Genomic DNA, 25,659 nt, shown 5'->3' on the forward strand with positions numbered 1-25,659 from the left:
TAATCTCCTCTCAAGTAATTTCACCAAAAAGGTGAAAAATTTAACACTCACATAGTAAACGATGCCCGTAAAAATGACTGGCTCTGGGCTGTAAAATACCGCCTGCAAGCTCTTACTTTGCATCGTGATATCAACGACGCTTATATAGCCCACGACTGATGTCTCTTTAAATAGCGATATAAACTCATTTGCAAGAGCTGGCAAGATATTTTTCGTAGCTTGTGGAAAGACTATCTCGCGCATCGAAACATAGTAATTTAGGCCCATCGCACGAGCCGCTTCCATTTGTCCTTTATCCACGCTGTTTATGCCACTTCGCACGATCTCGGCCACATAAGCAGAGCTATTTAGTCCAAGTGCGATGAGAGCTACATAAAAATTATCACTCCATGTTGCAAAAATGACAACTGAAAATATTAAAAGTTGAAGTATTACAGGTGTTCCACGTAAGATATCGATATATTCATCGATTATAAAATTTAAGACTTTGATATTTAAAAATTTAATAAACGCCAAGGTAAATCCAAGTGTTATGCCTATGACAATACCGCCTATAGTAAGCCCTAAAGTCACTCCGTAACTTTTGATATAAGCGATCTCTTGAGCCTCACTAAGATCTCTTGGATAGAAAAAATATGCTCCAAGTGAGACGATTATTATAAAAAATAGAAATTTAGCTAAATTTTGAGCCTTCAACTTCGTCCTTCTCTTTAAAATATGGCTTTAAATAATACGAAAAAATTTATATCATTTTGCTTAAAAGTGTTTAAGGATCGGCACTGGATGTTGTAATTTAAAAAAATTTATATTAACATAAGCCATTTATCTTAATTTGAAAGGAAATTTATGAGCTTTGGGTCTTATTTAGCCATCGCCATCTATTTTGGCTTTTTGCTCTTTATCGGACGATATTTCTACGATAAAAATGCAAGTATGAACGAATATCTGCTAGATAACCGTCGAATGGGTCCAGTGGTTACTGCACTTAGTGCTGGTGCTTCTGATATGAGTGGTTGGATGCTACTTGGCGTGCCCGGAGCATTATACGCAACTGGCATAGCAAATGTGTGGATGATAATCGGTCTTATCATTGGAGCTTACTGCAACTATTTATTTTTAGCAAAGAGGCTTAGAATTTACACTGAAGTTGCGAGTGATAGCATCACGATACCAGACTTTTTAGAAAATCGCTTTAAAGATAGGACTAAAATTTTAAGAATCATCTCTGGTCTTATCATTTTGATATTTTTCACACTTTATGTAAGTAGCGGCATCATCGCTGGAGGAAAGACATTTGAGAGCTTTTTTGGTTTAAAATTTGCCTACGGAGCGGTCTTTACACTTGTTATAGTGGTCTTTTACACATTTTTTGGTGGATTTAAAGCAGTTAGTATAACTGACGCATTTCAGGGGCTTTTGATGTTTTGTGTCCTAGTCTCGATCCCAGTCGTGGCATATCTAAATTTAGACTTGCCAAGTGATACAAATTTGATAAAAGAGATAAGCAAGCTTGATGCAAATCACCTAAACCCATTTAGAGATCAAACTTTTTGGGGAATTTTAGGACTTATGGCTTGGGGATTTGGCTATTTTGGTCAGCCACACATCATTGTTAGATTTATGGCTATACGTGATTCAAAAGAGCTTGCCAAAGCAAGAAGGATCGGCATTGGTTGGATGAGTATTGGGTTGCTTGGTGCGATTATGAGTGGACTTATAGGTTTTGTCTACTTTAGTCAAAGAGGCGGGCTTAGCGATCCTGAAACGGTGTTTTTAAAGCTTGGTGAGCTACTTTTCCCACCATTTTTTATAGGTATTATCATCTCAGCTGTACTTTCAGCGATAATGAGTACTATCTCAAGTCAGCTTTTAGTTACATCTAGCTCGGTAACAAAGGACTTTATCTTTGCATTCTATAAAAAAGAGATTAGTCAAAATACGCAAACAGCGATCAGTCGCTATGCTGTCGTAGTAGTAGCCATAGTTGCTACTGTACTTGCTTTTATCTCAACAGATAATGTTCTAAACGTCGTTGGCAACGCTTGGGCTGGATTTGGCGCGAGCTTTGGACCAGTGCTACTTTTTAGCCTTTACTGGAAGCGCATGAGTGCACTTGGAGCATTAGCTGGTATGATAGCTGGAGGTGCGACCGTAATATTTTGGATCACTTCAGGGCTAAACACTTACGTTTATGAAATTTTACCTGGCATCATAGCTTCTTGCATAGCGATCATTAGCGTAAGTATCTGGGGAGATGCGATAAATAAAATGACGAGCGAACCTCACGAGCAAATTATAAAAGATGAATTTGAAAAGATGAAAACAAGGCTTTAAGCCTTATCTTATAAGAAATTCCTAGTATCTTGTACTAGGAATTTCTGCTAATTTTCTCTTAAAATTTTAATCCCTTTTTTAGTTTTCTTATCAAAAATCTAGCTGGATGAAGCTCATGAAATAGCGATCTTTCTATACAAAGTGGGCGATCAAGCGCAAGATCAGCTATCAAATTTGCTCCAAGTATCGCTGTGCAAAGACCTCGCGAGCCGTGAGCAAAATTTACAAAGACATTTTTTTCGTAGCTTGCTTTTGGATTGTTATCTTTATTTTTGCTCCAAAATAGCCCTTTGTAGTTTTGCTTGTAAAATTCTTCGTCATGCAAAGCGCCAATTATCGGAAATCTATCTCCGCTATAGCTTCTATATCCCACACGTGAACCGACAATGGCGGCTTTTTTGGTGTCAAAAAACTCGCTTACATCGCTTAAATTTTTAGCATTATCCTCAACTTTAGGCGTATCGCAAATTTCATTTCTGGCATAAGTTGCACCGATAACTTGCACGCCTTTAATGACTGGGCAGATGTAGCCTTTTGCGCTTAACGGTAAAGTATTTTTAAGTATTGGTTTTAGGTGCGTGACTTGGCCTCTGACACTGCTTATTTGCATATCGTAGTCCTTAAAAATTTCACTACTCTTACTACCAGTACAAAAGACCAAAATATCAGTCTCTAAATTTTTACCATTTTTAAATTTAACGCTGATTTTTCCGTTTTGTAGATGCGCCCTACTCTCATACTCGTGATTAAATAAAATTTCAAAACTGCCTGATAAAAATTTACAAATTTCTCTTGGTCTAACGTATGCGCCATCTTTTATAAATATGCCAGGATATGGCTTTAAGTTCTCATCAAATTTAAAAATATCCTCTACGCCTTGAGTTTGCCACGAGCCATATCTTTTAGTGAGTTCATCGTCAAATGCGTAGTCGATGCAGCCGTTAAATTTGATAAGGCTTTTTGGCAAAGTTGCCTTGTAAAATCTCACTGCTTGCAAAAATGCGTTTAAATGCATGCGACCTAAATTTACCCCAGGCTTTGTAACTAGTGGCATCAAAGCACCACAGTGATTGCCTGAACCATTTGTAGCCACCTCGCTCTTTGCCTCAGCTATCACAACCTTAAAGCCATTTTTGGCTAGCTCGCCAGCTGTTGCAAGTCCAGCCACGCCAGCTCCTATGATAAGCGCTGTTTTACCTTTTGGCTTATCCAGTGGCTCGCATCTTGCAAACCAAGCATCCTTTAAATTTTCATCCTTTTTTTCTAGCACGGCGCTACTCATTTGACGTTTTCTAGCATAGCCCTCTTTTAGGCTTAGTAGAAAGCCAGCACCCTTTAGACCGTCTTTTACTATTTTTGCACACGAATAGGTTCTAGCAATAGTACCAACCCTGCTTAGTCTTGCGATCTCTCTAAAAATTTCTTCGCTCCAGATTGAGCCATTTTTACTTGGAGCAAAGCCGTCTAGAAACCAGATGTCAGCGTTAAAATCAAGCTCAGGTAAAATTTCTTTAGCCTCGCCGTAGCAAAGATCAAGTGTGATATTTGGAGCAAAATTTATACGGTGTATGCCCTCAATAAGTGGCGGATAGAGCGAAACTAGCTTTTTGGCATAAGCTTTAAAAATGCCTAAATTTTCATAAATTTTTAAAAGATCTTCTTTTTTTATAGGGGTTTTTTCGATACTAACAAAGTGAAGTTTTTTAGAGCTATTTTTAAATTTCTTACAAAGTGTGAAAAAATTTAGCCCAGCACCAAAGCCAGTCTCAGCGACGATGAAGCTATCTTTGCTCTGCCAAATTTCATCAAGTGCACTTGCAAAGACAAATTCACTCTCAAGCCAAGGTTTGTCGGTATTAAAATAGATGTCACCAAACTCCTCGTTAAATGGAATTTGTCCCTTGAAGCTTAAATTTGCATTTTTCATCTATTTTTTGCAAAATATCCGTCAATGCCGTTTGCGATGCCGTTTGCAAGAGCATTTTGGTAGGCATCATTAAAGAGCTTTTCGCCCTCGACTGGATGCGTGATATAGCCGATCTCAACAAGAACTGCTGGCATAAGAGCACCTACAAGCACCCAAAATGGCGCCTCTCTCACACTGCCGTCACTTGCAGCGTAGACCTTTCTAGCACTTGCTAAAATTTCTTTTTGGATATCGATACCAAGCTTGTTTGAGGCGATGATCTTCTCGCGGCTTAGCACGTTTAGAAATGTCTGCTTCGAAAAGTAGTTCATCTCTTCGATATCTGATTTATTCTCAAGCGCGGCTGCGTTTTTGCTACGTTCGCTTCTTGCAGGCGATAAGAAAAATGTCTCAATGCCGTGCATACTTTTTGCCTTTGTGGCATTTGGAGCGGCATTTGCGTGAATAGAAACAAAAAGATCAGCCATCTTATCATTTGCAAATTTTGTTCTTGTTCTTAAATTTATAAAGACATCGGTTGATCTAGTAAAATAGACCTTGTAACCACGTGCTTTTAGTATGTCGCCAAGTTTTTTGGCTACACCTAAAACCGCAGTTTTTTCCTGAAGCTTGCCATTTACTGCACCTGGATCAGTGCCGCCATGCCCTGGGTCGATGACGATCGTTTTATTGCGTGAAAATTTACCAGTCGCAACTGGTGGCAAAGGTGCTGCCACTGGCTCACTTTGTGCAGGCTGAGGCTTTAAATTTGGCTCAGGCTCTTTGTGTGGCACTTCTTCATTTTTGTTTTTAGTTTTATGAAGTGGCGTTTTTACATTTTCGTTTGAGATAAAATTTTGTGTACTTATTATGAGTAGATCACCTGTTGCATTTGCTTTTATAGTCTTTTGGATCTTATCAGAAAAAATAACTCTAACGGTATTTTTATCATACTGCGAGATGTGAATGTAATCAGATATGAAATTTTTATAAGTTAGCGGATTGCCATTTAATCTACCGTCAATATCCATAATGTTTTTATATGTATTTTGCTGCTTTAAAAAGGATGTTTTTAGTTTTGCGGTATCAATTTTTGTATTAAACTTAAGCACCAAAGTGTCATTTACCTTGGTTGCACTAAGCAGCGTCAAAGTAGCGGTGCCAGGCGTACTAGCGCTCTTTACGCCATTTAGTGCATTTAGATCTTTTATATACCCACTTGAATCAAAACCAAGCGATTTCGAGCTGGTTATGAGTCTTGTGAGTGCTTGTTTTTTTATATTTTTATCGTTTTTTATGATCGCGTCGACATAGATGTCTTTTATATCGTTGTGAAATTTAATCTTTGCACTTCTGCTTGAGCTGGCAAAATTTTTATCAAATTTTGCAAATATCTCTGAATTTGTCGCAGCAAAAAGAAAATTACAAACAATAAAAAAGAGGATTATCGCTCGTTTCATTCACCATGTACCAGCTTGTGCATTAACTCTTTTACACTTATTAGCTCTTTTAGTTTATACCCGTTTGCTCCAGTGAAAAATAACCCTGTCTCTTTTTTGCCACTAAATGAGTCAAACAGCCTATCAGCGATGCAATATCCAACCTCTTTAGCCCCTTTGCCCCTTTGACAAGGGCTCACACAGTTGCTTATGCACTGGATCTTTGGTCCCATCCTTTTTTCTACCAAATTTATCAAATTTGTTCTAATCCCACGAGCCGGATAGCCAACTGGACTTTTTATAAGCTCTATGTCCTTTTCCTCGGCTGCTAGTATCACTTCTTTAAAGCCAATATCTGCGTCACACTCATGAGTGCCGATAAAGCGTGTACCCATTTGAACGCCGTCTGCTCCTAGCGATATTGCTTTTTCGATATCATTTTTATCCCAAATTCCACCGGCTGCGATGAGCGGAAAGTCGCCCCACTCTTTTATCTCGGCTTTTACTTGTGGGATTAGATTAAATAGCGAAAACTCAGGATCAAGGCACTGCTCGTAAGTAAAGCCCTGGTGTCCGCCGCTTAGTGGCCCCTCAAGCACGACAGCATCTGGTAAGCGGTCATATCTTTGTAGCCAACGTTTACAGATGATCTTTAGCGCTTTTGCACTTGAGATAATAGGAACTAGTGCAACCTCTTTAAAATTTTGTGTAAATTCTGGCAAATTCGTAGGTAGTCCAGCACCTGATACGATGATATTTATACCGGCTTCACAAGCGTCTTTTACCACTCTTGCGTAATCATTTGCAGCATACATTATATTTACGCCAAGTGGCAAATCTCCACAAATTTTTCGTGCATTCTCAATAATTGCTCTAAGACCTCTTGTTGAGTAGAAATTTTCACTTCCAAATGGCTTTGCATTTAGCTCTTTGTTTATAAATTTACGATTTTCATAATATCCTGTGCCAACTGAGCTGATTATTCCAAGACCGCCTTCTAAGCTTACATTACCAGCTAGTTTGTCCCAGCTGATACCAAGTCCCATACCGCCTTGAAATATCGGATACTTTATCTCATATTTTCCTATTTTTAATGGCTTTAACTCCATCTATTCAACCTTTACTTTTGCAAATTTACGCTTTCCGACTTGCAAGATATATTCACCTGCTTCTAATTTTAACTGCTCATCACTGATCTTTTCTTGATTAATGCTAACCGCATTTGCCTTTATGTCGCGTCTTGCTTGAGAATTTGACTCACTTAACTCACACTGCGATAAAGCTTCCACGATCCAAACTGGTGCTTTTAGACTAAATTCTTTGATGTCAGTTGGGAGCTGATTTTGAGAGTGTACGCTATTAAACTCAGCCATCGCAGCTTTTGCAGCTTCCTCGCCGTGATACCTTGCTGTTATCTCGTACGCAAGGTCCTCTTTTGCTTTTTTTGGATGATATTTGCCGTTTTGAACATCGTTCATTAAATTTTCTATCTCAACAAGACTTTTTGTGCTCAAAAGCTCGTACCAACGCCACATTAGCTCATCGCTTATACTAAGCGTTTTTGCAAACATATCATTTGCGTTTTCAGTTACACCGATGTAGTTGCCAAGGCTCTTGCTCATCTTATTTACGCCATCAAGTCCCTCAAGAAGTGGCATCATGATGACAGCTTGCTCTTTACCGACGTTATATGTTCGCTGCAATGTTCTACCCATTAGAAGGTTAAATTTCTGATCCGTACCGCCCATCTCGATATCGCACTTCATCGCAACGCTATCATAACCTTGAAGAAGTGGATACATAAATTCACAAATTGAAATTGGACTACCAGATTTTATCCTTTTTTCAAAATCATCGCGCTCTAGCATTCTAGCGACTGAAAATGTGCTAGTTAGCTCTATCATTCCAGCAGCTCCAAGCTCATTTGACCATTTTGAGTTAAACATTATCACGGTCTTTTTTGGATCTAAAATTTTAAAAACTTGCTCTTCGTAGGTTTTAGCGTTTTTTAAAACCGTCTCTTGATCTAGCTTCTTTCTGGTGGCTGATTTGCCGGTTGGATCGCCTATTTGAGCGGTAAAATCGCCTATTAAAAACTGCACGATCGCACCATGCTTTTGAAGAAGTGCCATCTTGTTTAAAACGACTGTGTGACCTAAGTGAAGGTCTGGAGCAGTTGGATCAAAGCCAGCCTTTACATAGAAATTTTCACCTTTTTCATAATAGTTTTTTATTAAATTCTCAACTCTTTCAAAGTCAATAATCTCGGCAACACCGCGTTTTATCTCTTGTAAAATTTCAGCTATATCTTGCATTATCTTTCTCCTAGTTATGGTATGGATCGCTTTGCGAAACGAAATCTATAATCTTATATCTATCTTTGATCTTCTCTCTTAGCTCGTTTGCATCGATGTTTTCAGCTATCTCAACACTTATCTCAAATGTGTCACCGCTAAGGTCATTTGCTTCATTTAGCGAGATTGTAGCCAAATTTACATCTAGTCTAGCAAGATATGTTAAAAATTCAGCCAACGCACCTTTTCGGTTCTCAAGATTTAATAAAATTTTATATCTATGTGGGGCATTTCTAGTCCATTTGACAAAGATGATTTCATTGCCCTTATCCATAAGCTTTCCAGCACGCTCACAAAGTTTGTGGTGCACTGTCACATTGTGCCCATTTTTAAAGCCAACTATACTATCGCCTCTTTTTGGGTTACAACAATAGTCAAACTCGACATTTGAAATTTTATGATTTGAATAGATTACGATATTTTCAAATTTCTGCTTTTTAACCTGATATTTGTCGCCCAAAGAGATCATAAAAGGACGCTCTTTTTTTATATACTTTTTAAGCATATTTACGACCTCTTGCAAAAAATCGCTTTCAGTTGCAGCACGAAAAACTTTTTTGCCTAAATTTTCATGCTCTATCCAGTCTAAAATTCTATCTTTTGAAACGCCAAAAACCGACTTTAAAATATCAACTGCGATTTTATAATTTATATCTTTTATCTTTTGCTTGCAATATGTTCTTATTGTAGCCCTTGCTTTACCAGTTCGAACGCTATTTATCCACGAACAGCGAAATTTTGCCTCTTCGCCAGTTACAATCCTTACAATATCGCCGTTTTTTAGCTCTGTTAAAAGTGGCATTCTGACGCGATTTATATAAGCTTCTTTTGCGTAAAGTCCGATCTCTGTGTGAATCTCATAAGCATAATCAAGTGCAGTAGCCCCGCGTGGAAGCGTAAAAACCTCACCTTTTGGCGAATAGACCGCAATATCTTCTATGTAAAGACTATCTTTTGCATATTCATAAAGCTCTTCGACGTTACTTTCAGCTTCATTGTTTTGCATACCAATGTCGTTTAGCCAGTCAAGTTTTGGATTTAGTAAACTGCCCTCGCCGTTTTTGTATTTCCAATGAGCTGCGACACCATATTCAGCGGTTTTGTGCATATCGTAAGTGCGAACTTGCGCCTCAAAAATACTCTTATTATCAAAAATAGTTGTATGTATCGTTTGATAGCCATTTTGCTTTGGAAGTGCAATATAATCCTTAAATCTCGAAATAAGAGGATTAAAATTTATATGCAAATTTCCAAGCGCAAGATAGCAATCAAGCGGCTTTTGTACAAGAATTCTAATAGCGAGCAAATCAAGTACCTCTTCAATCGAGATACCTTTTCTTTGCATTTTTAAATAAATCGAATAGTAATGTTTTATACGTTTTTGAATCTCGAAAGTGCCCTCAATAAAGCCATTTTCAAGTAAAATTTGATTTACTTTTTCGTAAAAAGCATTTAGTTTAAGGCTAAGCTGCTGTTTATTTTTATTTAAAAAGCTATCGATCTTGGCGTATTCTTCTGGCATAGCATATTTAAAACTTAGATCTTCAAGTATATTTTTAATCGATGAAATTCCAAGCCTATGAGCGATCGGAGCATAGACCATAAGCGTCTCTTCTGCAATACGTTTTTGTTTTTCTACTTTTAATGCATCAAGGGTTAGCATATTATGAAGCCTGTCACAAAGCTTAACCACAAGAACTCTAACATCCTCAATGGAGATTAAAAGCATTTTCCGAAATGTCAGTGCTGAGCTTGCTAGTTTTTCGTTACTACTTGAGCTTGCAAGCTTGTTTTCTCTTATAGCAACTATCTTTGTAAGCCCCTCAACCAGCTTTGCCACTTCATCGCCGAATTCAGCCTGAACTTCGCTAAGTGTAACTTCAGTATCTTCAACCACATCGTGAAGTAGTGCAGCTATAACCATACTCTCATCTCCGCCCATATTTGCCACTATTGATGCTACTAAGATAGGATGGATTGCGTATGGCTCGCCACTTTTGCGATATTGACCAGCATGAGATGTGACACAGCTATCTATAGCTTTGTCTAATTTCTCGCTTCGTTCGCAAAGAGAAAAGAGCAGCGTTATAGCTTCTGAAACATTTTTACAAGGTAAAATTTGTTCTATTAACTGCTCTAAAAAAAGACTATTTTCCTTCAACTATTGCCTCTAAGCCTATTTTGCCCTCAGCTACTTCAAGTAGCGCAATGTCAGCAAATTTCATCTTTGAAGTATCGGCTTCTACAAGCACTACTGCTCCATTTGCTAGTGCTTCTGCACGCTTTGCTACGATAAGTGAAAGTTTATATCTATCATCACCAACTTGCTTTAATGCTCTTGCTGTTATTTGTTCTGTTCTCATATTTATCCTTTTTAAAAATTATTTTACTACTGAATATAGGGCTGCTTCTTCTTCATTTATTATTTTTAATAAATTTCCAGCCTTAAACATATTACAAACCAAAATAGGTAGTGAGTTATCCTTTGCTAAAGCTATAGCAGTATCGTCCATAACCTTGATATCATCGCTCATTGCCTTTTCGTAGTTTAGTGATTTTAAAAGTTTTGCATCTTTGAATTTTTTAGGGTCTTTATCATAAACGCCATCAACCTTTGTAGCTTTTATGATCATATCTGAGCCAATTTCAATAGCTCTTAGAGTTGCAGCTGTATCGGTTGTAAAGAAAGGATTGCCGGTACCTGCAGCAAATATAACAACTCTGCCTTTTTCCAAATGGCGCTGCGCACGTCCAACGATGAAAGTCTCACAGATCGCTTCCATTTTGATCGCACTTTGCACCCTTACCTCTAGCCCGCTTCGCTCTAAAGCTTCACGCATTGCGATCGAATTTATAACAGTTGCTAGCATGCCCATGTGATCGCCGCTCGTTCGTTTGATGATACCATCTTTTGCAGCACTCACACCACGTATAATATTGCCACCACCTATTACGATGCCAACCTCGATACCATTTTCGACAAGCTCTTTTATCTCATTTGCTATAAATTTAAGCACCGCCGTATCTATGCCAAAACCATTTTCTCCCGCTAAAGCTTCGCCTGAAAATTTAACCAATACGCGTTTTCTTTTACTCATTGTCTTGCTCCTTAAAATTCACGCATTCTAGCCAAAAAGGCTTTAAATTTAGTTAATAGTACTTGCAAAGCGGCTATTTTGAGATCATCTCAAGTGGATCGATGTGGTAGTTTCTTTGCGTCACTTCAAAAGTTAGATCATTTCTTACTCTGCCTATAACGTAGCCTTTTTGCACGACTGAGCCGACTTTTACGGTTGGTGCGATCTGACTTAGGTGAGCGTAGATCGTGTGGATGCCATTTTCGTTTTCTATAATGACAACATTTTCGAGCATCGGAGTTGCTTTTGCAAAGACCACTTTACCATTTAGCACGCTTTTGACCTTGGCATCTGGCGTGGTTGAGCGAAGCGTGACTGACTCATTAAAAATTTTGATGTTATATATTGGGTCTACGTAATTTCCAAATTTTTGCTTTATGGTGTAGCTATCAAGAGGAGCGATTGTCTTTGCACCTGAATATTTTTTGACCGAGCTTGTTTGATAGCCTCCACCCATTGGCTGGCTTTTTTTGCCTTTTTTACCACCTTTGCTTGCAGCTGCTTTTTCTTGTTTTTCTCTAGCAGCACGTGCGGCTTCATCTTCTTGTTTTTGCATGATAGCAAGCTGCTCTAGCGTCTTTCTTAGCTCATCTTGCTGAGCTTGAAGCTTGGCTAGCTTTTTGCTATAAATTTCTTTATCACGCTTTAGTCCGTTTATAGTATTTTTCTGCGTACTCTCTAAATTTTGCAAGTCACTTTGCTTGCGTCTATAGTTTTTTATGCTAGAGTTTATCTCATTTATTTTATTTGATTTACTTTTTATCTTTTCGATCGTATCTTCATAGTTCTGGCTAAGCCTTTTAAAATCCTCTTTTGTGATGGCATTTAGCTTGGTTAAAATTTGAGATGAGATGATGCTCTCCTCGCTTTGCTTGCCCTCAGTTGCAGACATCAAAAGATCAAATGACAAATCTTCTGCGATGATCCTTATCATATTTTGCTCAAGCTCTTTTTGCGTGCGCTCTAGCTCTTTGTTTTGCTTAGTTAGATCATCAAGCTCAATAATTGCCTTTGAAGCATTTGTCTCAAGGACTGAAATTTGACCCTTTAAATTTGTGATATCACCACTTATACCTCGAAGTTTTTTCTCGCCACTTACGATATCGCCAGCCAAATCATCTAGCTTTTTACTAAGCTGCTCACTCATCGCCTGACTCGATCTTAGCGAGTTTTTGGAGTCTTTGATCTTCTCTTTAGTATTTGACGCAAAAGCTAAGCTAAAAGCTAGCAAAAATATAAAAATTCCTTTTCTCATATCGTGCTTTTTCTAGCCTTACTCATCACCAAACTAACAGCAAAAATGCTTAAAAACATAGCCACGCCAAATAAAATAAAAATATCCCTTGAAGGATCAAGGCTAGGCAAAACTACATCGATACTTGCAGCATTTTCTCTAAAAATTTCAATGCCCGGCAAGAAAAAGAAAAATGCACCGACTGCAACGGTAGCGACTAGGCTATCAACCATAGCTGATTTGTAAAGCATGGCTGATTTTAGCCAAAAAGGTGCTCCAAAAAGCGTCATGATCTCTATGCGCTCTCTATGCTCAAATAGCCAAATTTTAGCCTGCTTTAGCATAAGCATAAGCCCTATTACGCAAAGTATCGCCATAAAAGCATACGATATACTTTTGGCTAAATTTAGCATTTTAAAGACCTTATCGTGAGTCTTTGAAAATGTCTCAACCTTTGTGATTCCATCAAATTTTAAAAGTTTTTGCTTTAGCTCATCCATGTACTGCGGTGTCGGAAATTCACTAAGTTTTAGCGAGTAAAATTTTGGCAGTGCATTTTGCAGTATGGATAAATTTTTAGCAGAGATGTCGTTTGAGAGGCGGTCGATGATTTTTTGCGGACTCAGCGGTTCAATGCTAGCCAAGTTGCTAACAACTGGCTTTAGCATAGCATCGCTTAGCTCTTTACTTGAAACTATGACGATGTTGTAGTCATTTCCCATGAGTCTTTCATAATCTCTCACAACCTTATCAGCAGTTAGGCTAAACTGCACGGAAAACAAAAGCGCGATCAGCGGTAAGATGAATCCAAGATGGTTTTTAAGCGATCTCATGCACGCCTCCATTTTCTATGACAAAGTGACGGTATGGGATACGAAGTGTCGATGGGATATGGTGCGTGACAACTACTACGCTCGTGCCTAAAAATTCCCTAGCTGATTTTAAAAGCGACCAGATGACGTCGCTTGAGTATTCGTCTAAATTTCCGGTTGGCTCGTCGCATAAGAGCAAATTTGGATTGTGTGCTAGAGCCCTTGCCATCGCTACTCTTTGCTGCTCCCCACCGCTTAGCTCACGAGGGTATTTATCAGCCTTATGAAGCATATTTACATGTTTTAGAAGCTTTGCTACTTGCTTTTTACTCACATTTTGATTGATGCCTTTGATGATGAGTGGCAACATAACGTTTCTTTCCACATTCCATTCATTTATCAAGCGATAATTTTGAAATATAATGCCAACTCGCTGCCTAAGCTCACAAAGTCTTTTATCATCGATGTCGTCCATTTGTGTCATGCAGACATTTAGCTCTCCAGCAAGGGGTGAAATTTCTCCGTAAAATGATTTTAAAAGCGTGCTTTTTCCACTTCCACTCTTGCCTGTTATAAAAACAAAATCATTTGCATAAATATCTAAATTAACACTATTAATTACGATTTCATCGCGTTCATAAGCTAGGCTCAAATTCCTTGCACTAATTATCTCTTGCATCAGCCAAATACTCCTTCAAAAGCTCGTGTGCAGCTAAATTCTCACGAATTAAGATTGGTTTTTTTATAAAATATTCGCTTTTTTCATCACTTATTTTGATAAAACATTGCTCAGGTTTATTAAATGCTCCAAAAGCAACTTTTAGCAAAATTTCACCCTCATTTATGGTGTAAATTTCTTCAAAATGTAAAAAATAATCCTCTTTTTTGATGATGAAATTTTTGAAATTTTTAATAATATTTTTTACACTAGACTTTTCTTTAAAGCTAAAATCTCCAGCTAAAATACTCTCACCACTTTTGACCTCACAAGTATAAATGACATCGTAAATGTCTTTATCCTGGCGTCTCCAGCGGTCTTCATACTTACTAGTTACTTCTAAATTTCTATTTTTAAAAGCTTCTATTTTTGAGTTTGTAGGCTCTAAAAATTTACTCAAGCTAAAATCGCAATACTCCTTGCTATCAGTCCTTAGCTCAAATTTACCGCCAAGCTTTAGTATTCTTTCACATTCAAGTGCAAATGCCGACGAAACCACACGTCTATGCTCTGCTTTATCCCACGGCACTGGAAAGTGTAAAAAGACTCTATCAACCAAATTTGAGCCAACAAGTGAGAGCAAGAGCCTGGCGTCGGTATTTATCAGTCGCACGTTTTCTAGAGCATTTGCCCTAGCTAGTTTTGCTACTTGCTCGATGCTTGGCTTATAGACTTCTATTCCGATAACTAGGGCATTTGGATTGTTTTTAGCTTGATAAAGCAAGTGCCTGCCAGAACCAAAGCCGATCTCAATGAAAATCTCTTTAAATTTATCTTTTAACTCGCAAAATGCTGGCACAAATTCTTCAAGGCTTAAAATTTCACTCACTTTTTTAGTCAAATTTGTCTTTTTTACGGCAAATGCTTGACTGATTACATCATTGCAATTTTGCTCTTTAAAAAGCTCCAGCGCCTCTTGCAAAAGACCAACTTTAGCTGGCTTTGTAAGCTTTTCTCCCTTTACGACGATGCCATTTTTACCGGACTTTACGACTAGGAAAAAACTCTCTTCTTCATTTTTTGTGTATATGAGCCTCTCGTTTCGTCCATTTGCTTGCCAAAGAAATTTGACTTTGTCATTACCAAATGGAAACGAGAGCTCTTTTAAGGACGAAGCTATGAAATTTGGCATTATTTTATGCTAACTTCTGCTTTTGATGACTTATCAGAGGCGATGCCGTACTCATCGATAGCTACGACGCTGTAAGAATAGCTAGCTCCTTTTTGCACGCTATCATCTCTAAGTCCAGTACCATCTATGCCACTAAAAATTTTCTCACTTGCACCACTTCTATAAACAGTGTACGAACTAGCTCTATCAACTGCACTCCAATTTACATTTACTCCGCTACCATCGTAGCTAGCGCTAATATTTGGAGTCTTTGGCGCACCAAGTGTTATCCCCACAATTGGCTCTTCTTGTTTTAAGCTCTCAAGGCCGTCTTTATCGACTGCTGTGACTCTGTAATACCTTGTTGCCGCATTTGTGTTTATGAGATCTTCATAAGTGTTGCTAGTCGTTTTTGCTAGATATGTGTAAGGCAAAATTTTACTCACTGTCCTATAAACTTTAAAATAAGCAAAATCCTCAGCTGGCGCATAATCCCAAGTTAAAATTATCTTTTTTGGTGCATTTTTTGTTGCCTGAAGGTTTGTTACTGATTTAGGGTAACTCCTTTGTCGTTGCACTTATGTTTTGGCTTGGTTTTGAAACAACGCCTGAAGAAGTTTTAACTAAAATTCTATACTCATAAGACTTACCAGGTTTTACCTCAGTATCGATATATTCGGCATTTAGTCTGCCATTTACCTCTGCGATTTGGCTAAATTTATTAACTCCGGCATCACTTCTTTGAATGATATAGCTTGCCACGGTGCTATCAGGATGCGGTCTCCAGATCACTTTCACACGTCCTGGAAGCCCTGTAATAGCTTGCGAAAATGGTACTGAGTCAAGCAGTGGCTTTGTAGTTGCTGTTGCGATCGTGCCCGGTTGAGAGACGGCATTGCTTGAGTAGGTTCTCATTTGGTATGAGTAAGTTGTCTCTGGAGCTAGATTGCGGTCCACATAGTGCGTTGCAAAGCGGTCTTTGATGTCTGCAACTAGTTGCATTTTTGAGTTTGCATCATTTGGATTTGAGCGGTAAAGATAGTAGCCAACAACGCTCTCATCGGTCACTGGATTCCACTCGAAGCCAACTTCTGTCATGTCTGAAATAGTTTTTAAACTTGTAATCGTAGGTAGTGACATGCTTTGCTGAGTCGGTACGCTAGAGCCGCATCCCGCCAAGAAAGCTGCTAAAAATGGTGTCAATATGCGTAGGGCAAATTTTTTCATCAAAAATCTCCTTGGGAATTTTTTTGTAAATTATTTGGTTAAAGTCATCATACGTTTTTGCGATAAATTCCACCCTTTTGCCAGTTCGTGGATGGATAAAATAAAGCATATAAGCGTGAAGCATGACTCTGCTTATTTTATCGCCTTGGCTCTTAAATCCGTATAAATCATCGCCTAAAATATGGCGGTTTATGCTAGATAGGTGCACTCTTATCTGATGAGTCCTGCCTGTAAAAAGTTTTGCTGCTATTAAATTTATGCCATTTTCGCTTAGTAAATTTACAAAGGCACTTTTTGCAAATTTAGCGTCCGCGACGATCGCTTTTTTTAGGCGGTTGTTTGGATTTCTGCCGATTGACTTGTCGATGATGACGTCCTCTTTTAGAGGAAGATCAGTGAGTGCTAGATAAATTCGCCCCATGCTCTTATCACTTAGCTGCTCGCTAAGTTTTGCGTGAGCGAAGTTATTTTTAGCAACGACGATAGCACCACTAGTACCTTTATCTAGGCGGTGGACGATACCAGCTCTTACGTCGCCATTTAAATTTGAGAGCATAAATCCTTTTTTATTTAGCCACTCAACAAGTGTCGCCTCTTTTACACTTGGAGCTTGATGGACGACGATTTGCGGGGGTTTATTAAGCACTATAAGATCATCGTCTTCATAGATGATAGGGATGTCGAATTTTACTTCGTACTCGTTTTGCACCTCTTTTTTTGGGGCAAAATTTACGCAAACTTCATCATTTTCGCTTAGAGCAAAGCTTGGTTTTGAGACTGGTTTTAAATTTACGCTTACGAGAGAATCTTTTATCAAATTTAAAGCTTGATTACGTGAAATTTGAAGCTCCTGTGCCACTGCGACGTCGAGTCTTGAGCTATTTAAAACATTAAATTTAACCAAAATCAAAGCCTTGTTTGTGATATAATCTAGCCCAAAAATTAAGGTTTGCTTCTTGATAAAACTAGATCGGCGTATTTTAACACATTTTGATTTTATTCAGCCGTTTTTAATAATCCCAATCATAGCCATTTCTTACATCCTAGTTTCCGAAGCAAACGACGTCTTAGCAAACAAACAGCTTGTATATTTTGGTATCGGATTTGTTTCATTTTGTGTCGCATTTTTGTTACCCATTAGGCGTATAGACTGGATTATTCCGATGTTTTACTGGGTCTGCATCGTGCTGCTTTTAAGTGTCGATCTCTTTGGCGTTAGCAAGCTAGGAGCCAAACGCTGGCTAGAAATTCCTTTCGTTCACTTCACACTTCAGCCATCAGAACTGATGAAGCCAGCCTTTTTACTGATGCTAGCCTATCTCATCAAACAGCGTCCTCCAGAGGCTAATGGATACGGATTAAAAGATTTTTTAAAACTTAGTTTTTACATACTTTTGCCATTTGCGCTCATTATGAAAGAGCCTGATCTTGGCACCGCACTCATACTTTTGATAGTTGGCTACACCATCCTTTTTGTCATCGGCGTAAATAAGAAAATTTGGATCACCATCATCCTTGCCATAGGCTTTTTGGCGCCGGTTTTGTATGAAAATTTACATGACTATCAGAAAAAGAGGATTCACGATTTTATCGCTGAAGAGCCAAGCTATCACGTCAAACAAAGCATTATCGCCATAGGTAGTGGTGGACTAAAAGGTAAGCCAAAGGATGAGGCGACACAGACACACTTTAAATTTTTACCAATCGCCACTAGTGACTTCATCTTTGCCTACAATATCGAGCGTTTTGGCTTTTATGGTGGATTGTTTCTGCTTGGGCTTTATGGGGCACTCATAACACATCTTTTAAGTTTAAATTATGGTCTAAAAAACGACTATTTTACACAAGTTATCACCACGGGGATTGCTGCGCTAATTTTCGTTTACGTCGGTGTAAATGTCTCAATGACGATCGGTTTTGCACCGGTTGTGGGCGTGCCACTACCATTTTTTAGTTACGGCGGAAGTAGCTTTGTTACATTTATGGTACTTTTTGGAATTTTGCAAAATTTGCTAACTTTTAGATTTGATAGAACTTATAGCTTTATAAAAATTCACTTCTAAAATTTTCTCCGCAAATATCAAGCATATAGTTTTTGCTCTATCCTTCTTTGTGCTTTTTAATACAAGACTTTATGGCATTTATAAGATATTTTATATCTTCTTTTGTATGCGTATAGTGAATGCTAACACGTACCCAACCAGGCTTTGCGTCAAAAATGGTATTATCTTTTAGATTAAGCAAATCATGCCCATACGGCCCAGCGCAATCACAGCCTGCGCGTGTTTGGATGCCAAATTCGCTACTTAAACTAGCAGCAAAATCATAAGGCGAAATGCCTTTTACATTAAATGCAAAAATAGGCAATCTGTCTAAATTTTCAGGGCAATAATTTATCACCTCATCTATCTTTTCTAGCTCTTTGCAAAACATCTCGCCTAGCTCACATTCAGCTGCTTTTATATTATTAAGTCCGATCTCATTTCTTAGCTTGTATGCTAAATTTGCACGCATTAGCTGCATTATCGGTGGCGTGCCGCCCTCTTCTAAATTTTCAACTTCATTAGTAAAAATATGTGATGTCCTGCTTACGTACTTGACTGTGCCTCCAGCTGCAAATGTAGGCAAATTTTTACAAAGCTCTTTTTTGATGGCCAAAAGCCCACAACTCCCAACTCCGCCAAGCAGCTTGTGAGGCGAGAGAAACAGTGCGTCAAAATATCTGCAATCGACATTTTCATAAGCACTAAGAGTAGCCACATCAAGTGCCAAAATGCCATTATATTTTTTAATCAGCGAGTAAATTTTTTTATAATCGGTTTTAACGCCAGTGACGTTTGAGGCGGCACTAAAGCTAGCTATTATCTTTCTTTTTGCATTTTGCTTTAATGTATTCTCAAGCATCGCATAATCTATCTCATTGTTTTCATCAAGCTCTATACGTTTTATATCACAAAGCCCTTCTCTTAAGCTAACTTCAACAGAGTGATGCTCATAAGGGCCAATGATCGCTAATGGCAAGTTTAAATTTCTTAAATTTGCTTCGCCGATCAAAGCTCTTGTAGCTGGTGAGATATAAATTCCCACTATCTCCTGAAATTTCTTTATCGCAGCCGTCGCTCCTTGACCAGTCGCAATAAGATAAAAACTATCATCAAGACCCAATAAGCTTTTTAGCTCAGCTCTTGCATTTTCATAGTATTTTTGCGTTAGCACTGCGCTTGAACTACTATCTGAGTGAGTGTTTGCGTAGGTTTCTAAAAATTTTAAAATTTCATCTTCTATGGGCTTATAAGCAAGACCTGAAGCTGTGTAGTCAAAATAGTAAAGGCCCTCTTTTAAAATGATATTTTTTCTTACTTCATCGATATTTAGCAATGTTTTCCTTTTATTTAAATTAGGGATTATAATTAAATTTTCATAAAAAGCTTGCAAAACGAGTGCCTTTTAAAGTAATAAATTTCTTTGTAAATTTTCTATATTTTTCTTTATCGTGCCATCTTTATAGATAGCGGATATTAAGGCGACCATGTCCGGCTTTACTCTAGCGACACTTGAAATGTTGCTAGAGTTTATACCTCCTATGACACACACATTCATTCCCATTTCTTTTGCTTGTGATATAGTTTGGGCCTTGCAAAGTGGCGCATTTGGTTTTGTTGGACTTTTAAACATCGCTCCAAAAGCTACATAGCTAACACCATTTTGTTTTGCATTAATAGCAAGCTCCAAGCTATCATAGCAGCTAACCCCCACGTAAGCGTCATCCCCTAAAATTTCAAACGCTTCTTTTATGCTCGCATCATCTTTTCCCAAATGCACGGACTTTGCCCCGATATTAGCAGCAAATAAAATATCATCATTTACGATAAATCTAGCCCCAAATTTCTCACATAAATTTAAAATTTCACTAGCCAGTCTCTCATTTTTAGGTATTTTTTTGGAGCGAAATTGAAAAAATTTCACCCCACACTCTAAAATTTCTTTAGTATATTGCAAGGCTAAATTTTCAGGCATCAGCACATCGTCGCTAATTGCATAAATTTCAGCCATTTATACCGACTTTATGATTTAGTAGGCGTTTACCAAATTTTGTCGTAATTGCATTTTTAATAGCATTTAAAATGTATTTTTTGGCTAGTTTTATGGCCTCTTCTTTGGTGTGTCCATTTGCCAGCAAGCAAGCCAGCGCACTCGCAAAGCTACATCCAGCCCCGTGAATGATCTCTGGTTTTATTAGTGGCTCTTTAAATTTAAGCACGTCACCATTTTTTTTAAAAAGAGTATCTTCGCAAATTTCTGCAACCATGCTTCGCTTTAAGATCATATCGCAAGGTAAATTTTTGCTATCAAGCTCCAAAACTTTGACTTCATCGATATTTGGCGTAATAATGTCTGCGAATTTAAAAAGCTCTTTTAAGCTTGCTATCGCGTCATCCTCAAGAAGCTTTGAGCCTGATTTTGCTACGCAAACTGGGTCTATTACTATTCTAATGCCTTGCTTATGAAATTTTTCAAGCCAAGAACCAACGCAAGATATAAGCTCTTTATTAAAAAGCATACCAACCTTTATGGCATCTATGCTTAGCTCTTCGTCTACCATTTTGATTTGTTCATTTAGGTTTGTAGCATTTGTAGCAAAGATATTGCTAACGCCATTTGTATTTTGTGCCGTAAAAGCCGTGATAGCCGTCGCTGCGTAGCAAGAAAATGCCTCACATGTCTTAATATCAGCCTGCACACCAGCACCACCAACACTATCACTTCCTGCAATGATTAATATATTTTTCATCTATCTCCCATACAACCTGAAATTTTATCAACGCTAAAAGGATCATCGACCTTCCAACTACTTGAATACTTTTTAATGCTATTTTTTAATGCGTCCACTAGATAATCCGCGTCTTGTAGCGTATGCGTATAGTGAAGTCCAGCTCTGACCCAGCCTGGCTTGCGAGTAAAGAGTGCGTCTTCCTTTAAATGAAGCAAATCATGTCCATATGGCCCAGCGCAAGAGCATCCTGCACGCGTTTGAATGCCATATTCTTTGCTTAAAACTTTAGCTAACTCATAAGGCGAAACACCAGTCACGTTAAAAGAAAATATCGGCAAACGCTTTGCATTATTTGGATGATAGCAAGTAAGCTCAGGAATTTCTGCTAGTCTTTTCTCAAAATACTCTCCAAGCTCGCTCTCATTTTCATATATTGTCCCAAATCCTATCTCATTTCTCAGTCTATAGGCCAAATTTGCTCTTATGAGTCCTAAAATAGGCGGTGTGCCAGCCTCTTCTAGCTGTTCACTATCTTTTACAAATATAGCGTAGTTTTTGCTGACATAGCTTACCGTTCCACCACCAGCAAATGTCGGCTCATCTGAGTTTGCAAGTATCTTTTTTATAGCAAGAAGCCCACAACTTCCAACTCCACCAAGTAATTTATGAGGAGATAAAAAAAGAGCATCGAAATAGTCACAATCAATATTTCCATAAGCGCTAAAACTTGCAGCATCAAATGCCACAATGCCACCATAAGATTTTATAAGAGTATAAATTTTTCTATAATCGCTCAAAACCCCAGTCACATTTGAAGCTACACTAAAAGTTGCGATGATCTCACGACCAACATTTATCCTTAAAATTTGCTCCAAGTGATTAAAATCAATTTCTCCATTTTTATCAAGCCTGATACGCTCAACCTCACAAAGTGCTTGCCTAAAGCTTATCTCATTTGAATGATGCTCGTAAGGCCCAAGCACCACAAGCGGAGAATTTTCATTTGGCTTTAACGAATATCTTTTTTTTAACGCAGGTGGTGCATAAATTCCTAAAATTTCTTGAAATTTCTTTATCGCACCGGTAGCTCCATTGCCACAAGTAAAAAGATAAAAGCTCTCATCAAGTCCTAGTAAGCTTTTTAATTCACGTCTTGAATCTTCATAAGTTTGAGCGGTTTTATAAGCATTTGATGAGCTGATAGAGTGCGTATTTGCATATGTTTGGAGTATTTTTGCCATCTCATCTTCGATAGGCCTATAAGCTAGCCCTGAGGCTGTAAAATCAAAATAATAAATGCCATTTTTTAAAATTATATTTTCTCTAATGTGCTCTAAATTTACCAAATCATAACCCTTGTTTTTTGCGTATCATTATAGATTACTTTAGCTAAAATATACTACAATGCCCAAATAAAGGAGCCAATATAAAAGCTTTAAAATCAACATTTGAGCGAATGAAACACCTTGATATAAATGAACTTATTAAATTTCATCTCGTCTTTGATGAGTTTGATTTAAAACACTCATATTATGATGTTTTTGAAGCGATCGAGGCTGAAATTTTAAACAACTTCTTAGCCTTGATGCCAAAATTTTACTTCGAGTCCGATACAAACGATGCTATAAAATCTGCCCTCATAAAACTCGCACGAAGCGATAGAAAAAAATTTAGCGTAAATAAAATTTTACCTCAAAGCCTAGCTAGCAAAGTCTATGCAAAGCTTTTTGAAAAGAATTTTTTACTGCTAGAAAAAAGTAGAGAAGTACTTCCAAAAAGATCAAAAAATCAAATGCTCAAAAAAGAAGAAAGGGGCTATAAAGTTGAGGATAAAATACATTTTAATAGCCATTTTTCAAGGTTTTGGTTTAGATTTATTGAGCCAAATTTAAATTTACTAAAAGCTGGTAAAAATGATGAAATTTTAGCCATTATAAAAAAAGAATTTGACGAATATGCAAGCCTTGGATTTGAAATTTTATGCGGTGAACTCATGGCAAAAAAATTTCTGATTAATGGCATATTTTTAAGTAGCTTTTGGAGCAGGAATATAGAACTTGATATGCTATTAAACATAGGTGGCAAGATCATAGTCGGCGAGGCAAAATACAAAGAGAGAAAGGTTTGTAAAAACGTGCTAAATTTACTATTAAAAAAATGTGAAAAACTAAATATCAATCCAGATATTATTGCTCTTTTTTCAAAGAGTGGATTTAGTAGCGAGCTAAGAAATCTAAAGGATGAAAGGCTAAGGCTTTATGAAATTAGCGATTTTGAGGAACTTTTAAAATGAACGAACACGATATCCAAGCTGGCTTAAAAAGCCTGATAGAGCAGACTTATCTGATAGAAAACGAATATAAAAATTTAACATCGTCTTACGCAAACTTGCAAAATTTCATTAAAGATATTGTGGAAATTCTGCCAAATGCTATCTGGGTATTAGATGAAAATGATGAGATTTTTTTACAAAACTCAGAAGCAGTAAGACTTGGTAAAATTTTTAAAGAGATACCAAAAAAAGAAGGCGAGATAAATGTAGATGGACAAATTTATCTTTTTAAAACAAGCTCTAAAGACAATAAACTAATAATCTCTGCAACAAACATAACAACAGAAAAACGCACCGAGCGTCTTGCCTCGATGGGTCAAGTAGCAGCTCACTTAGCCCACGAGATCAGAAATCCAGTAGGCTCTATCTCGCTTTTGGCTTCAACACTGCTTAAAAGAGCCGATGAACGCATACAGCCTATCGTAAATCAAATACAAAAAGCTACATGGCGAGTCGAACGCATAATAAAAGCCACTCTACTTTTCACAAAAGGCCTTAACATAAATGCACAAATTTTTGACTTTTCGCAGCTTAAAAAAGAGTGCGAAGAGGCTATAAATTTTTACGACTATTCAAAGGATATTAAATTTAGCCTAGAATTTCCAGATGGCAAATATATGGGCGACCTTGATCTACTTGCCATCGTTTTTCAAAATATTTTATTTAACGCTATTGATGCCATCGAAGAGAGCGATGATGATGAGGGAGAGATCATTTTAAGCTACGAAAAAACACCGAGTGAGCATAAATTTATCGTTTATGATAGTGGCGAGCCTATCAAAGACAAAGCCATAGTCTTTGAGCCATTTAAAAGCAGCAAGCTAAAAGGAAATGGCCTTGGGCTGCACCTTTGCTTGCAGATCATAGAGGCTCACAAAGGCAGTATCGAGATCACACTAAATCCAAAAACATTTTGCATAAATTTACCAATAAAGGAGAAAGAATGAACATACAAAACGAACTTGAGGCTTTTAAAAAATCTCTTCAAACGCTTGATTTGAGAGAAATTTCAAACGATGGAGCAAAAAACGTTGCATTTATCTGTATCGATATGATAGAAGCATTTGCTGGCAGTGGCGCGCTCGCTAGTCAAAGAGTAGCTGCTTTATCAAAAGGGATCGCGACACTTTTTGATAGAGCGTGGAAAGATTTTGGCTTTAGAAATTTTATCCTTATAGAAGATAGACACACCAGTGATTCAAAAGAATTTGAGAACTTTTTGCCACATGCCATACTTGATACAAATGAGATAAAAACCGTAAAAGAGATAGAAAATCTAAGCTTTTTTAAAGAGTTCAAGACATTTTATAAAAACTCTTTAAGCATTGCGTTTAATAAAGAATTTGAGAAATTTTTAGAGCAAAACCCACAAATTGACACTTTTGTTATTACCGGAGATTGCACTGATATGTGCGTTTATCAGTGCGTCAGTTATCTTAAACTACGAGCCAATGAATATAATAAAAAAGCAAGAGTTATCGTGCCGTTTGATCTTACACAAACGTACGATATACCAGGACACAATGGCGATTTTTACCACGAGATGTTTTCTCTTCATATGAAGCTAGCACTTGGCGCTGATGTGGTAAAGAGTATTAAATTTTAAAGCTTACTTGAAATATTTATGAGCCTATTTAGCTCGTCAAATTTAAAGCTAAGCTCGTATTTATCCGATACGATTTCATTAGGGCTTTCGCTAAATTTCATATCACAGCTTAGTAAAAGTCCTTTTACAAGGATTTTGTGATCTAGCTCATAGGCACTTATGCACTCATTTACTACGCTCAAAAGCTCATTTGCTAGCACTGGCTCTTCAAAGACTGCATCTGCTCTAAACGCTACGTATGCCGCACCACCATCGTACTCTATCCTATAATAATTTTGTTCATCAAAAGCGGTGCAAAGGACCATACTGATCGTGTGGCCATTAAAATTTTTATCTAGATCAAATTGTGGTGTGCTAAATACACTAAGTCCAAATTTCTCACCAAACTCACGCGCTTTATTTGCAAGCTCAAGCAACCGCTCATCAAAGCCATTTATATTTTCATAACCCCAAAGCCACGTATTTGACGAGAAGCTCTCAGAGCCAATAAACTGCATGTCAAACTCACGCTCATCAAAGTAAATTTTACCACTATCAAAATCAACCTGCCAGTTGCTACCTTCAACAAGTAGCCTAAATGCACGTTTTTGAAGTAATGTCGCTTTGCCAACACATGCGCTAAAAAGCTCACTCCAGTTACTTTTATCTACGCCAAGCTTATCTAAGAACATCGCT

25 protein-coding genes are annotated in these 25,659 nt (G+C 37.7%); 5 read left to right on the forward strand and 20 right to left on the reverse strand.

What is annotated here, in order from left to right; genetic code table 11:
- The coding region (locus tag B9N66_RS05235) for an amino acid ABC transporter permease (RefSeq protein WP_087580197.1) at nucleotides 1–696 on the reverse strand (696 nt) is incomplete at its 3' end.
- A 150-nt stretch (nucleotides 697–846) separates the two neighbouring features.
- On the opposite strand from B9N66_RS05235, the gene putP reads away from it, so the two are divergent.
- The gene (putP, locus tag B9N66_RS05240; RefSeq protein WP_087580198.1) at nucleotides 847–2,334 is read left to right on the forward strand and encodes a sodium/proline symporter PutP; all 1,488 of its coding nucleotides are present in this window, start codon (nucleotides 847–849) and stop codon (nucleotides 2,332–2,334) included.
- Nucleotides 2,335–2,392: 58 nt separating this feature from the next.
- On the opposite strand, the gene mnmC is transcribed toward putP, so the two are convergent.
- The 14 genes from mnmC to B9N66_RS05310 all read right to left on the reverse strand — a co-directional run bounded on the left by mnmC (nucleotide 2,393) and on the right by B9N66_RS05310 (nucleotide 17,176).
- Complete coding sequence (gene mnmC / locus B9N66_RS05245; protein WP_087580199.1) at nucleotides 2,393–4,261, reverse strand: bifunctional tRNA (5-methylaminomethyl-2-thiouridine)(34)-methyltransferase MnmD/FAD-dependent 5-carboxymethylaminomethyl-2-thiouridine(34) oxidoreductase MnmC; 1,869 nt, start codon at nucleotides 4,259–4,261, stop codon at nucleotides 2,393–2,395.
- On the reverse strand, nucleotides 4,258–5,700 hold the full coding sequence (locus tag B9N66_RS05250; protein ID WP_087580200.1) for an N-acetylmuramoyl-L-alanine amidase family protein: 1,443 nt from the start codon (nucleotides 5,698–5,700) through the stop codon (nucleotides 4,258–4,260). Before B9N66_RS05250 ends, mnmC begins: the two co-directional genes overlap by 4 nt.
- On the reverse strand, nucleotides 5,697–6,788 hold the full coding sequence (locus B9N66_RS05255) for a nitronate monooxygenase (RefSeq protein ID WP_021091713.1): 1,092 nt from the start codon (nucleotides 6,786–6,788) through the stop codon (nucleotides 5,697–5,699). The genes B9N66_RS05250 and B9N66_RS05255 overlap by 4 nt, the downstream gene beginning before the upstream one ends.
- The gene (gene tyrS, locus B9N66_RS05260) at nucleotides 6,789–7,994 is read right to left on the reverse strand and encodes a tyrosine--tRNA ligase (protein ID WP_087580201.1); all 1,206 of its coding nucleotides are present in this window, start codon (nucleotides 7,992–7,994) and stop codon (nucleotides 6,789–6,791) included.
- Between the two features lie 10 nt (nucleotides 7,995–8,004).
- Nucleotides 8,005–10,194 (reverse strand): RelA/SpoT family protein, encoded by a 2,190-nt coding sequence (locus B9N66_RS05265; protein ID WP_084041542.1) that lies wholly within the window; start codon nucleotides 10,192–10,194, stop codon nucleotides 8,005–8,007.
- Nucleotides 10,181–10,396: a DNA-directed RNA polymerase subunit omega gene (locus B9N66_RS05270; protein ID WP_021091717.1), complete on the reverse strand. Its 216-nt coding sequence runs from the start codon at nucleotides 10,394–10,396 to the stop codon at nucleotides 10,181–10,183. Before B9N66_RS05270 ends, B9N66_RS05265 begins: the two co-directional genes overlap by 14 nt.
- Nucleotides 10,397–10,414: 18 nt before the next feature.
- Nucleotides 10,415–11,131 (reverse strand): UMP kinase, encoded by a 717-nt coding sequence (pyrH, locus tag B9N66_RS05275; RefSeq protein ID WP_054196984.1) that lies wholly within the window; start codon nucleotides 11,129–11,131, stop codon nucleotides 10,415–10,417.
- A 73-nt stretch (nucleotides 11,132–11,204) separates the two neighbouring features.
- Nucleotides 11,205–12,425, reverse strand: a complete 1,221-nt coding sequence (locus B9N66_RS05280; RefSeq protein ID WP_087580202.1) for a murein hydrolase activator EnvC family protein — start codon at nucleotides 12,423–12,425, stop codon at nucleotides 11,205–11,207.
- Complete coding sequence (locus tag B9N66_RS05285; RefSeq protein ID WP_087580203.1) at nucleotides 12,422–13,237, reverse strand: cell division protein FtsX; 816 nt, start codon at nucleotides 13,235–13,237, stop codon at nucleotides 12,422–12,424. Before B9N66_RS05285 ends, B9N66_RS05280 begins: the two co-directional genes overlap by 4 nt.
- On the reverse strand, nucleotides 13,224–13,895 hold the full coding sequence (locus B9N66_RS05290) for a cell division ATP-binding protein FtsE (RefSeq protein WP_021091805.1): 672 nt from the start codon (nucleotides 13,893–13,895) through the stop codon (nucleotides 13,224–13,226). The genes B9N66_RS05285 and B9N66_RS05290 overlap by 14 nt, the downstream gene beginning before the upstream one ends.
- Nucleotides 13,879–15,066 carry a tRNA (guanosine(46)-N7)-methyltransferase TrmB gene (trmB, locus tag B9N66_RS05295; protein ID WP_087580204.1) on the reverse strand — a complete coding sequence of 396 codons (1,188 nt, stop codon included), beginning with the start codon at nucleotides 15,064–15,066 and terminating at the stop codon, nucleotides 13,879–13,881. The genes B9N66_RS05290 and trmB overlap by 17 nt, the downstream gene beginning before the upstream one ends.
- Complete coding sequence (locus tag B9N66_RS05300; protein WP_234410322.1) at nucleotides 15,066–15,623, reverse strand: fibronectin type III domain-containing protein; 558 nt, start codon at nucleotides 15,621–15,623, stop codon at nucleotides 15,066–15,068. Before B9N66_RS05300 ends, trmB begins: the two co-directional genes overlap by 1 nt.
- Entirely contained in the window at nucleotides 15,598–16,272 is a 675-nt protein-coding gene (locus tag B9N66_RS05305) for a fibronectin type III domain-containing protein (protein WP_180382069.1), read from the reverse strand. The genes B9N66_RS05300 and B9N66_RS05305 overlap by 26 nt, the downstream gene beginning before the upstream one ends.
- Nucleotides 16,205–17,176, reverse strand: coding sequence for an RluA family pseudouridine synthase (locus B9N66_RS05310; protein WP_087580205.1), 972 nt, complete (start codon nucleotides 17,174–17,176; stop codon nucleotides 16,205–16,207). Before B9N66_RS05310 ends, B9N66_RS05305 begins: the two co-directional genes overlap by 68 nt.
- Nucleotides 17,177–17,228: 52 nt before the next feature.
- Here B9N66_RS05310 and B9N66_RS05315 point away from each other — a divergent pair, with 52 nt between their 5' ends.
- The gene (locus B9N66_RS05315; protein ID WP_087580206.1) at nucleotides 17,229–18,335 is read left to right on the forward strand and encodes an FtsW/RodA/SpoVE family cell cycle protein; all 1,107 of its coding nucleotides are present in this window, start codon (nucleotides 17,229–17,231) and stop codon (nucleotides 18,333–18,335) included.
- 37 nt (nucleotides 18,336–18,372) lie between these two features.
- Here B9N66_RS05315 and B9N66_RS05320 read toward each other — a convergent pair whose 3' ends face one another.
- From B9N66_RS05320 to B9N66_RS05335, 4 genes are all read right to left on the reverse strand, one after another.
- The gene (locus B9N66_RS05320) at nucleotides 18,373–19,650 is read right to left on the reverse strand and encodes an aminotransferase class V-fold PLP-dependent enzyme (RefSeq protein WP_087580277.1); all 1,278 of its coding nucleotides are present in this window, start codon (nucleotides 19,648–19,650) and stop codon (nucleotides 18,373–18,375) included.
- A gap of 69 nt (nucleotides 19,651–19,719) precedes the next feature.
- Complete coding sequence (gene thiE, locus B9N66_RS05325) at nucleotides 19,720–20,325, reverse strand: thiamine phosphate synthase (RefSeq protein WP_087580207.1); 606 nt, start codon at nucleotides 20,323–20,325, stop codon at nucleotides 19,720–19,722.
- Complete coding sequence (locus B9N66_RS05330) at nucleotides 20,318–21,064, reverse strand: hydroxymethylpyrimidine/phosphomethylpyrimidine kinase (protein WP_087580208.1); 747 nt, start codon at nucleotides 21,062–21,064, stop codon at nucleotides 20,318–20,320. Before B9N66_RS05330 ends, thiE begins: the two co-directional genes overlap by 8 nt.
- A complete protein-coding gene (locus B9N66_RS05335) occupies nucleotides 21,061–22,392 on the reverse strand; it encodes an aminotransferase class V-fold PLP-dependent enzyme (protein WP_087580209.1) in 1,332 nt (443 codons plus the stop codon). Before B9N66_RS05335 ends, B9N66_RS05330 begins: the two co-directional genes overlap by 4 nt.
- Nucleotides 22,393–22,502: 110 nt before the next feature.
- Here B9N66_RS05335 and B9N66_RS05340 point away from each other — a divergent pair, with 110 nt between their 5' ends.
- Genes B9N66_RS05340 through B9N66_RS05350 form a run of 3 tightly spaced genes read left to right on the forward strand, consistent with a single transcriptional unit; the run spans nucleotide 22,503 to nucleotide 24,984 of the window.
- A complete protein-coding gene (locus tag B9N66_RS05340; protein WP_087580210.1) occupies nucleotides 22,503–23,339 on the forward strand; it encodes a DUF234 domain-containing protein in 837 nt (278 codons plus the stop codon).
- Nucleotides 23,336–24,325 (forward strand): sensor histidine kinase, encoded by a 990-nt coding sequence (locus B9N66_RS05345; protein WP_087580211.1) that lies wholly within the window; start codon nucleotides 23,336–23,338, stop codon nucleotides 24,323–24,325. Before B9N66_RS05340 ends, B9N66_RS05345 begins: the two co-directional genes overlap by 4 nt.
- Nucleotides 24,322–24,984, forward strand: a complete 663-nt coding sequence (locus tag B9N66_RS05350; RefSeq protein ID WP_087580212.1) for a cysteine hydrolase family protein — start codon at nucleotides 24,322–24,324, stop codon at nucleotides 24,982–24,984. The genes B9N66_RS05345 and B9N66_RS05350 overlap by 4 nt, the downstream gene beginning before the upstream one ends.
- On the opposite strand, the gene B9N66_RS05355 is transcribed toward B9N66_RS05350, so the two are convergent.
- The gene (locus B9N66_RS05355; RefSeq protein WP_180382070.1) at nucleotides 24,981–25,655 is read right to left on the reverse strand and encodes a DUF6882 domain-containing protein; all 675 of its coding nucleotides are present in this window, start codon (nucleotides 25,653–25,655) and stop codon (nucleotides 24,981–24,983) included. The genes B9N66_RS05350 and B9N66_RS05355 overlap by 4 nt on opposite strands.
- Between the last annotated feature and the right edge of the window lie 4 nt (nucleotides 25,656–25,659).

Source organism: Campylobacter concisus (assembly GCF_002165775.1).
Taxonomy (GTDB): domain Bacteria; phylum Campylobacterota; class Campylobacteria; order Campylobacterales; family Campylobacteraceae; genus Campylobacter_A; species Campylobacter_A concisus_E.

What these genes read in the sequence shown, in the direction of transcription:
- putP (WP_087580198.1), top strand. Translation starts at nt 847, where the DNA reads ATGAGCTTTGGGTCTTATTTAGCCATCGCCATCTATTTTGGCTTTTTG.
- mnmC (WP_087580199.1), bottom strand. Translation starts at nt 4,261, where the DNA reads ATGAAAAATGCAAATTTAAGCTTCAAGGGACAAATTCCATTTAACGAG.
- B9N66_RS05250 (WP_087580200.1), bottom strand. Translation starts at nt 5,700, where the DNA reads ATGAAACGAGCGATAATCCTCTTTTTTATTGTTTGTAATTTTCTTTTT.
- B9N66_RS05255 (WP_021091713.1), bottom strand. Translation starts at nt 6,788, where the DNA reads ATGGAGTTAAAGCCATTAAAAATAGGAAAATATGAGATAAAGTATCCG.
- tyrS (WP_087580201.1), bottom strand. Translation starts at nt 7,994, where the DNA reads ATGCAAGATATAGCTGAAATTTTACAAGAGATAAAACGCGGTGTTGCC.
- B9N66_RS05270 (WP_021091717.1), bottom strand. Translation starts at nt 10,396, where the DNA reads ATGAGAACAGAACAAATAACAGCAAGAGCATTAAAGCAAGTTGGTGAT.
- pyrH (WP_054196984.1), bottom strand. Translation starts at nt 11,131, where the DNA reads ATGAGTAAAAGAAAACGCGTATTGGTTAAATTTTCAGGCGAAGCTTTA.
- B9N66_RS05280 (WP_087580202.1), bottom strand. Translation starts at nt 12,425, where the DNA reads ATGAGAAAAGGAATTTTTATATTTTTGCTAGCTTTTAGCTTAGCTTTT.
- B9N66_RS05285 (WP_087580203.1), bottom strand. Translation starts at nt 13,237, where the DNA reads ATGAGATCGCTTAAAAACCATCTTGGATTCATCTTACCGCTGATCGCG.
- B9N66_RS05290 (WP_021091805.1), bottom strand. Translation starts at nt 13,895, where the DNA reads ATGCAAGAGATAATTAGTGCAAGGAATTTGAGCCTAGCTTATGAACGC.
- trmB (WP_087580204.1), bottom strand. Translation starts at nt 15,066, where the DNA reads ATGCCAAATTTCATAGCTTCGTCCTTAAAAGAGCTCTCGTTTCCATTT.
- B9N66_RS05305 (WP_180382069.1), bottom strand. Translation starts at nt 16,272, where the DNA reads ATGAAAAAATTTGCCCTACGCATATTGACACCATTTTTAGCAGCTTTC.
- thiE (WP_087580207.1), bottom strand. Translation starts at nt 20,325, where the DNA reads ATGGCTGAAATTTATGCAATTAGCGACGATGTGCTGATGCCTGAAAAT.
- B9N66_RS05330 (WP_087580208.1), bottom strand. Translation starts at nt 21,064, where the DNA reads ATGAAAAATATATTAATCATTGCAGGAAGTGATAGTGTTGGTGGTGCT.
- B9N66_RS05340 (WP_087580210.1), top strand. Translation starts at nt 22,503, where the DNA reads ATGAAACACCTTGATATAAATGAACTTATTAAATTTCATCTCGTCTTT.
- B9N66_RS05345 (WP_087580211.1), top strand. Translation starts at nt 23,336, where the DNA reads ATGAACGAACACGATATCCAAGCTGGCTTAAAAAGCCTGATAGAGCAG.
- B9N66_RS05350 (WP_087580212.1), top strand. Translation starts at nt 24,322, where the DNA reads ATGAACATACAAAACGAACTTGAGGCTTTTAAAAAATCTCTTCAAACG.
- B9N66_RS05355 (WP_180382070.1), bottom strand. Translation starts at nt 25,655, where the DNA reads ATGTTCTTAGATAAGCTTGGCGTAGATAAAAGTAACTGGAGTGAGCTT.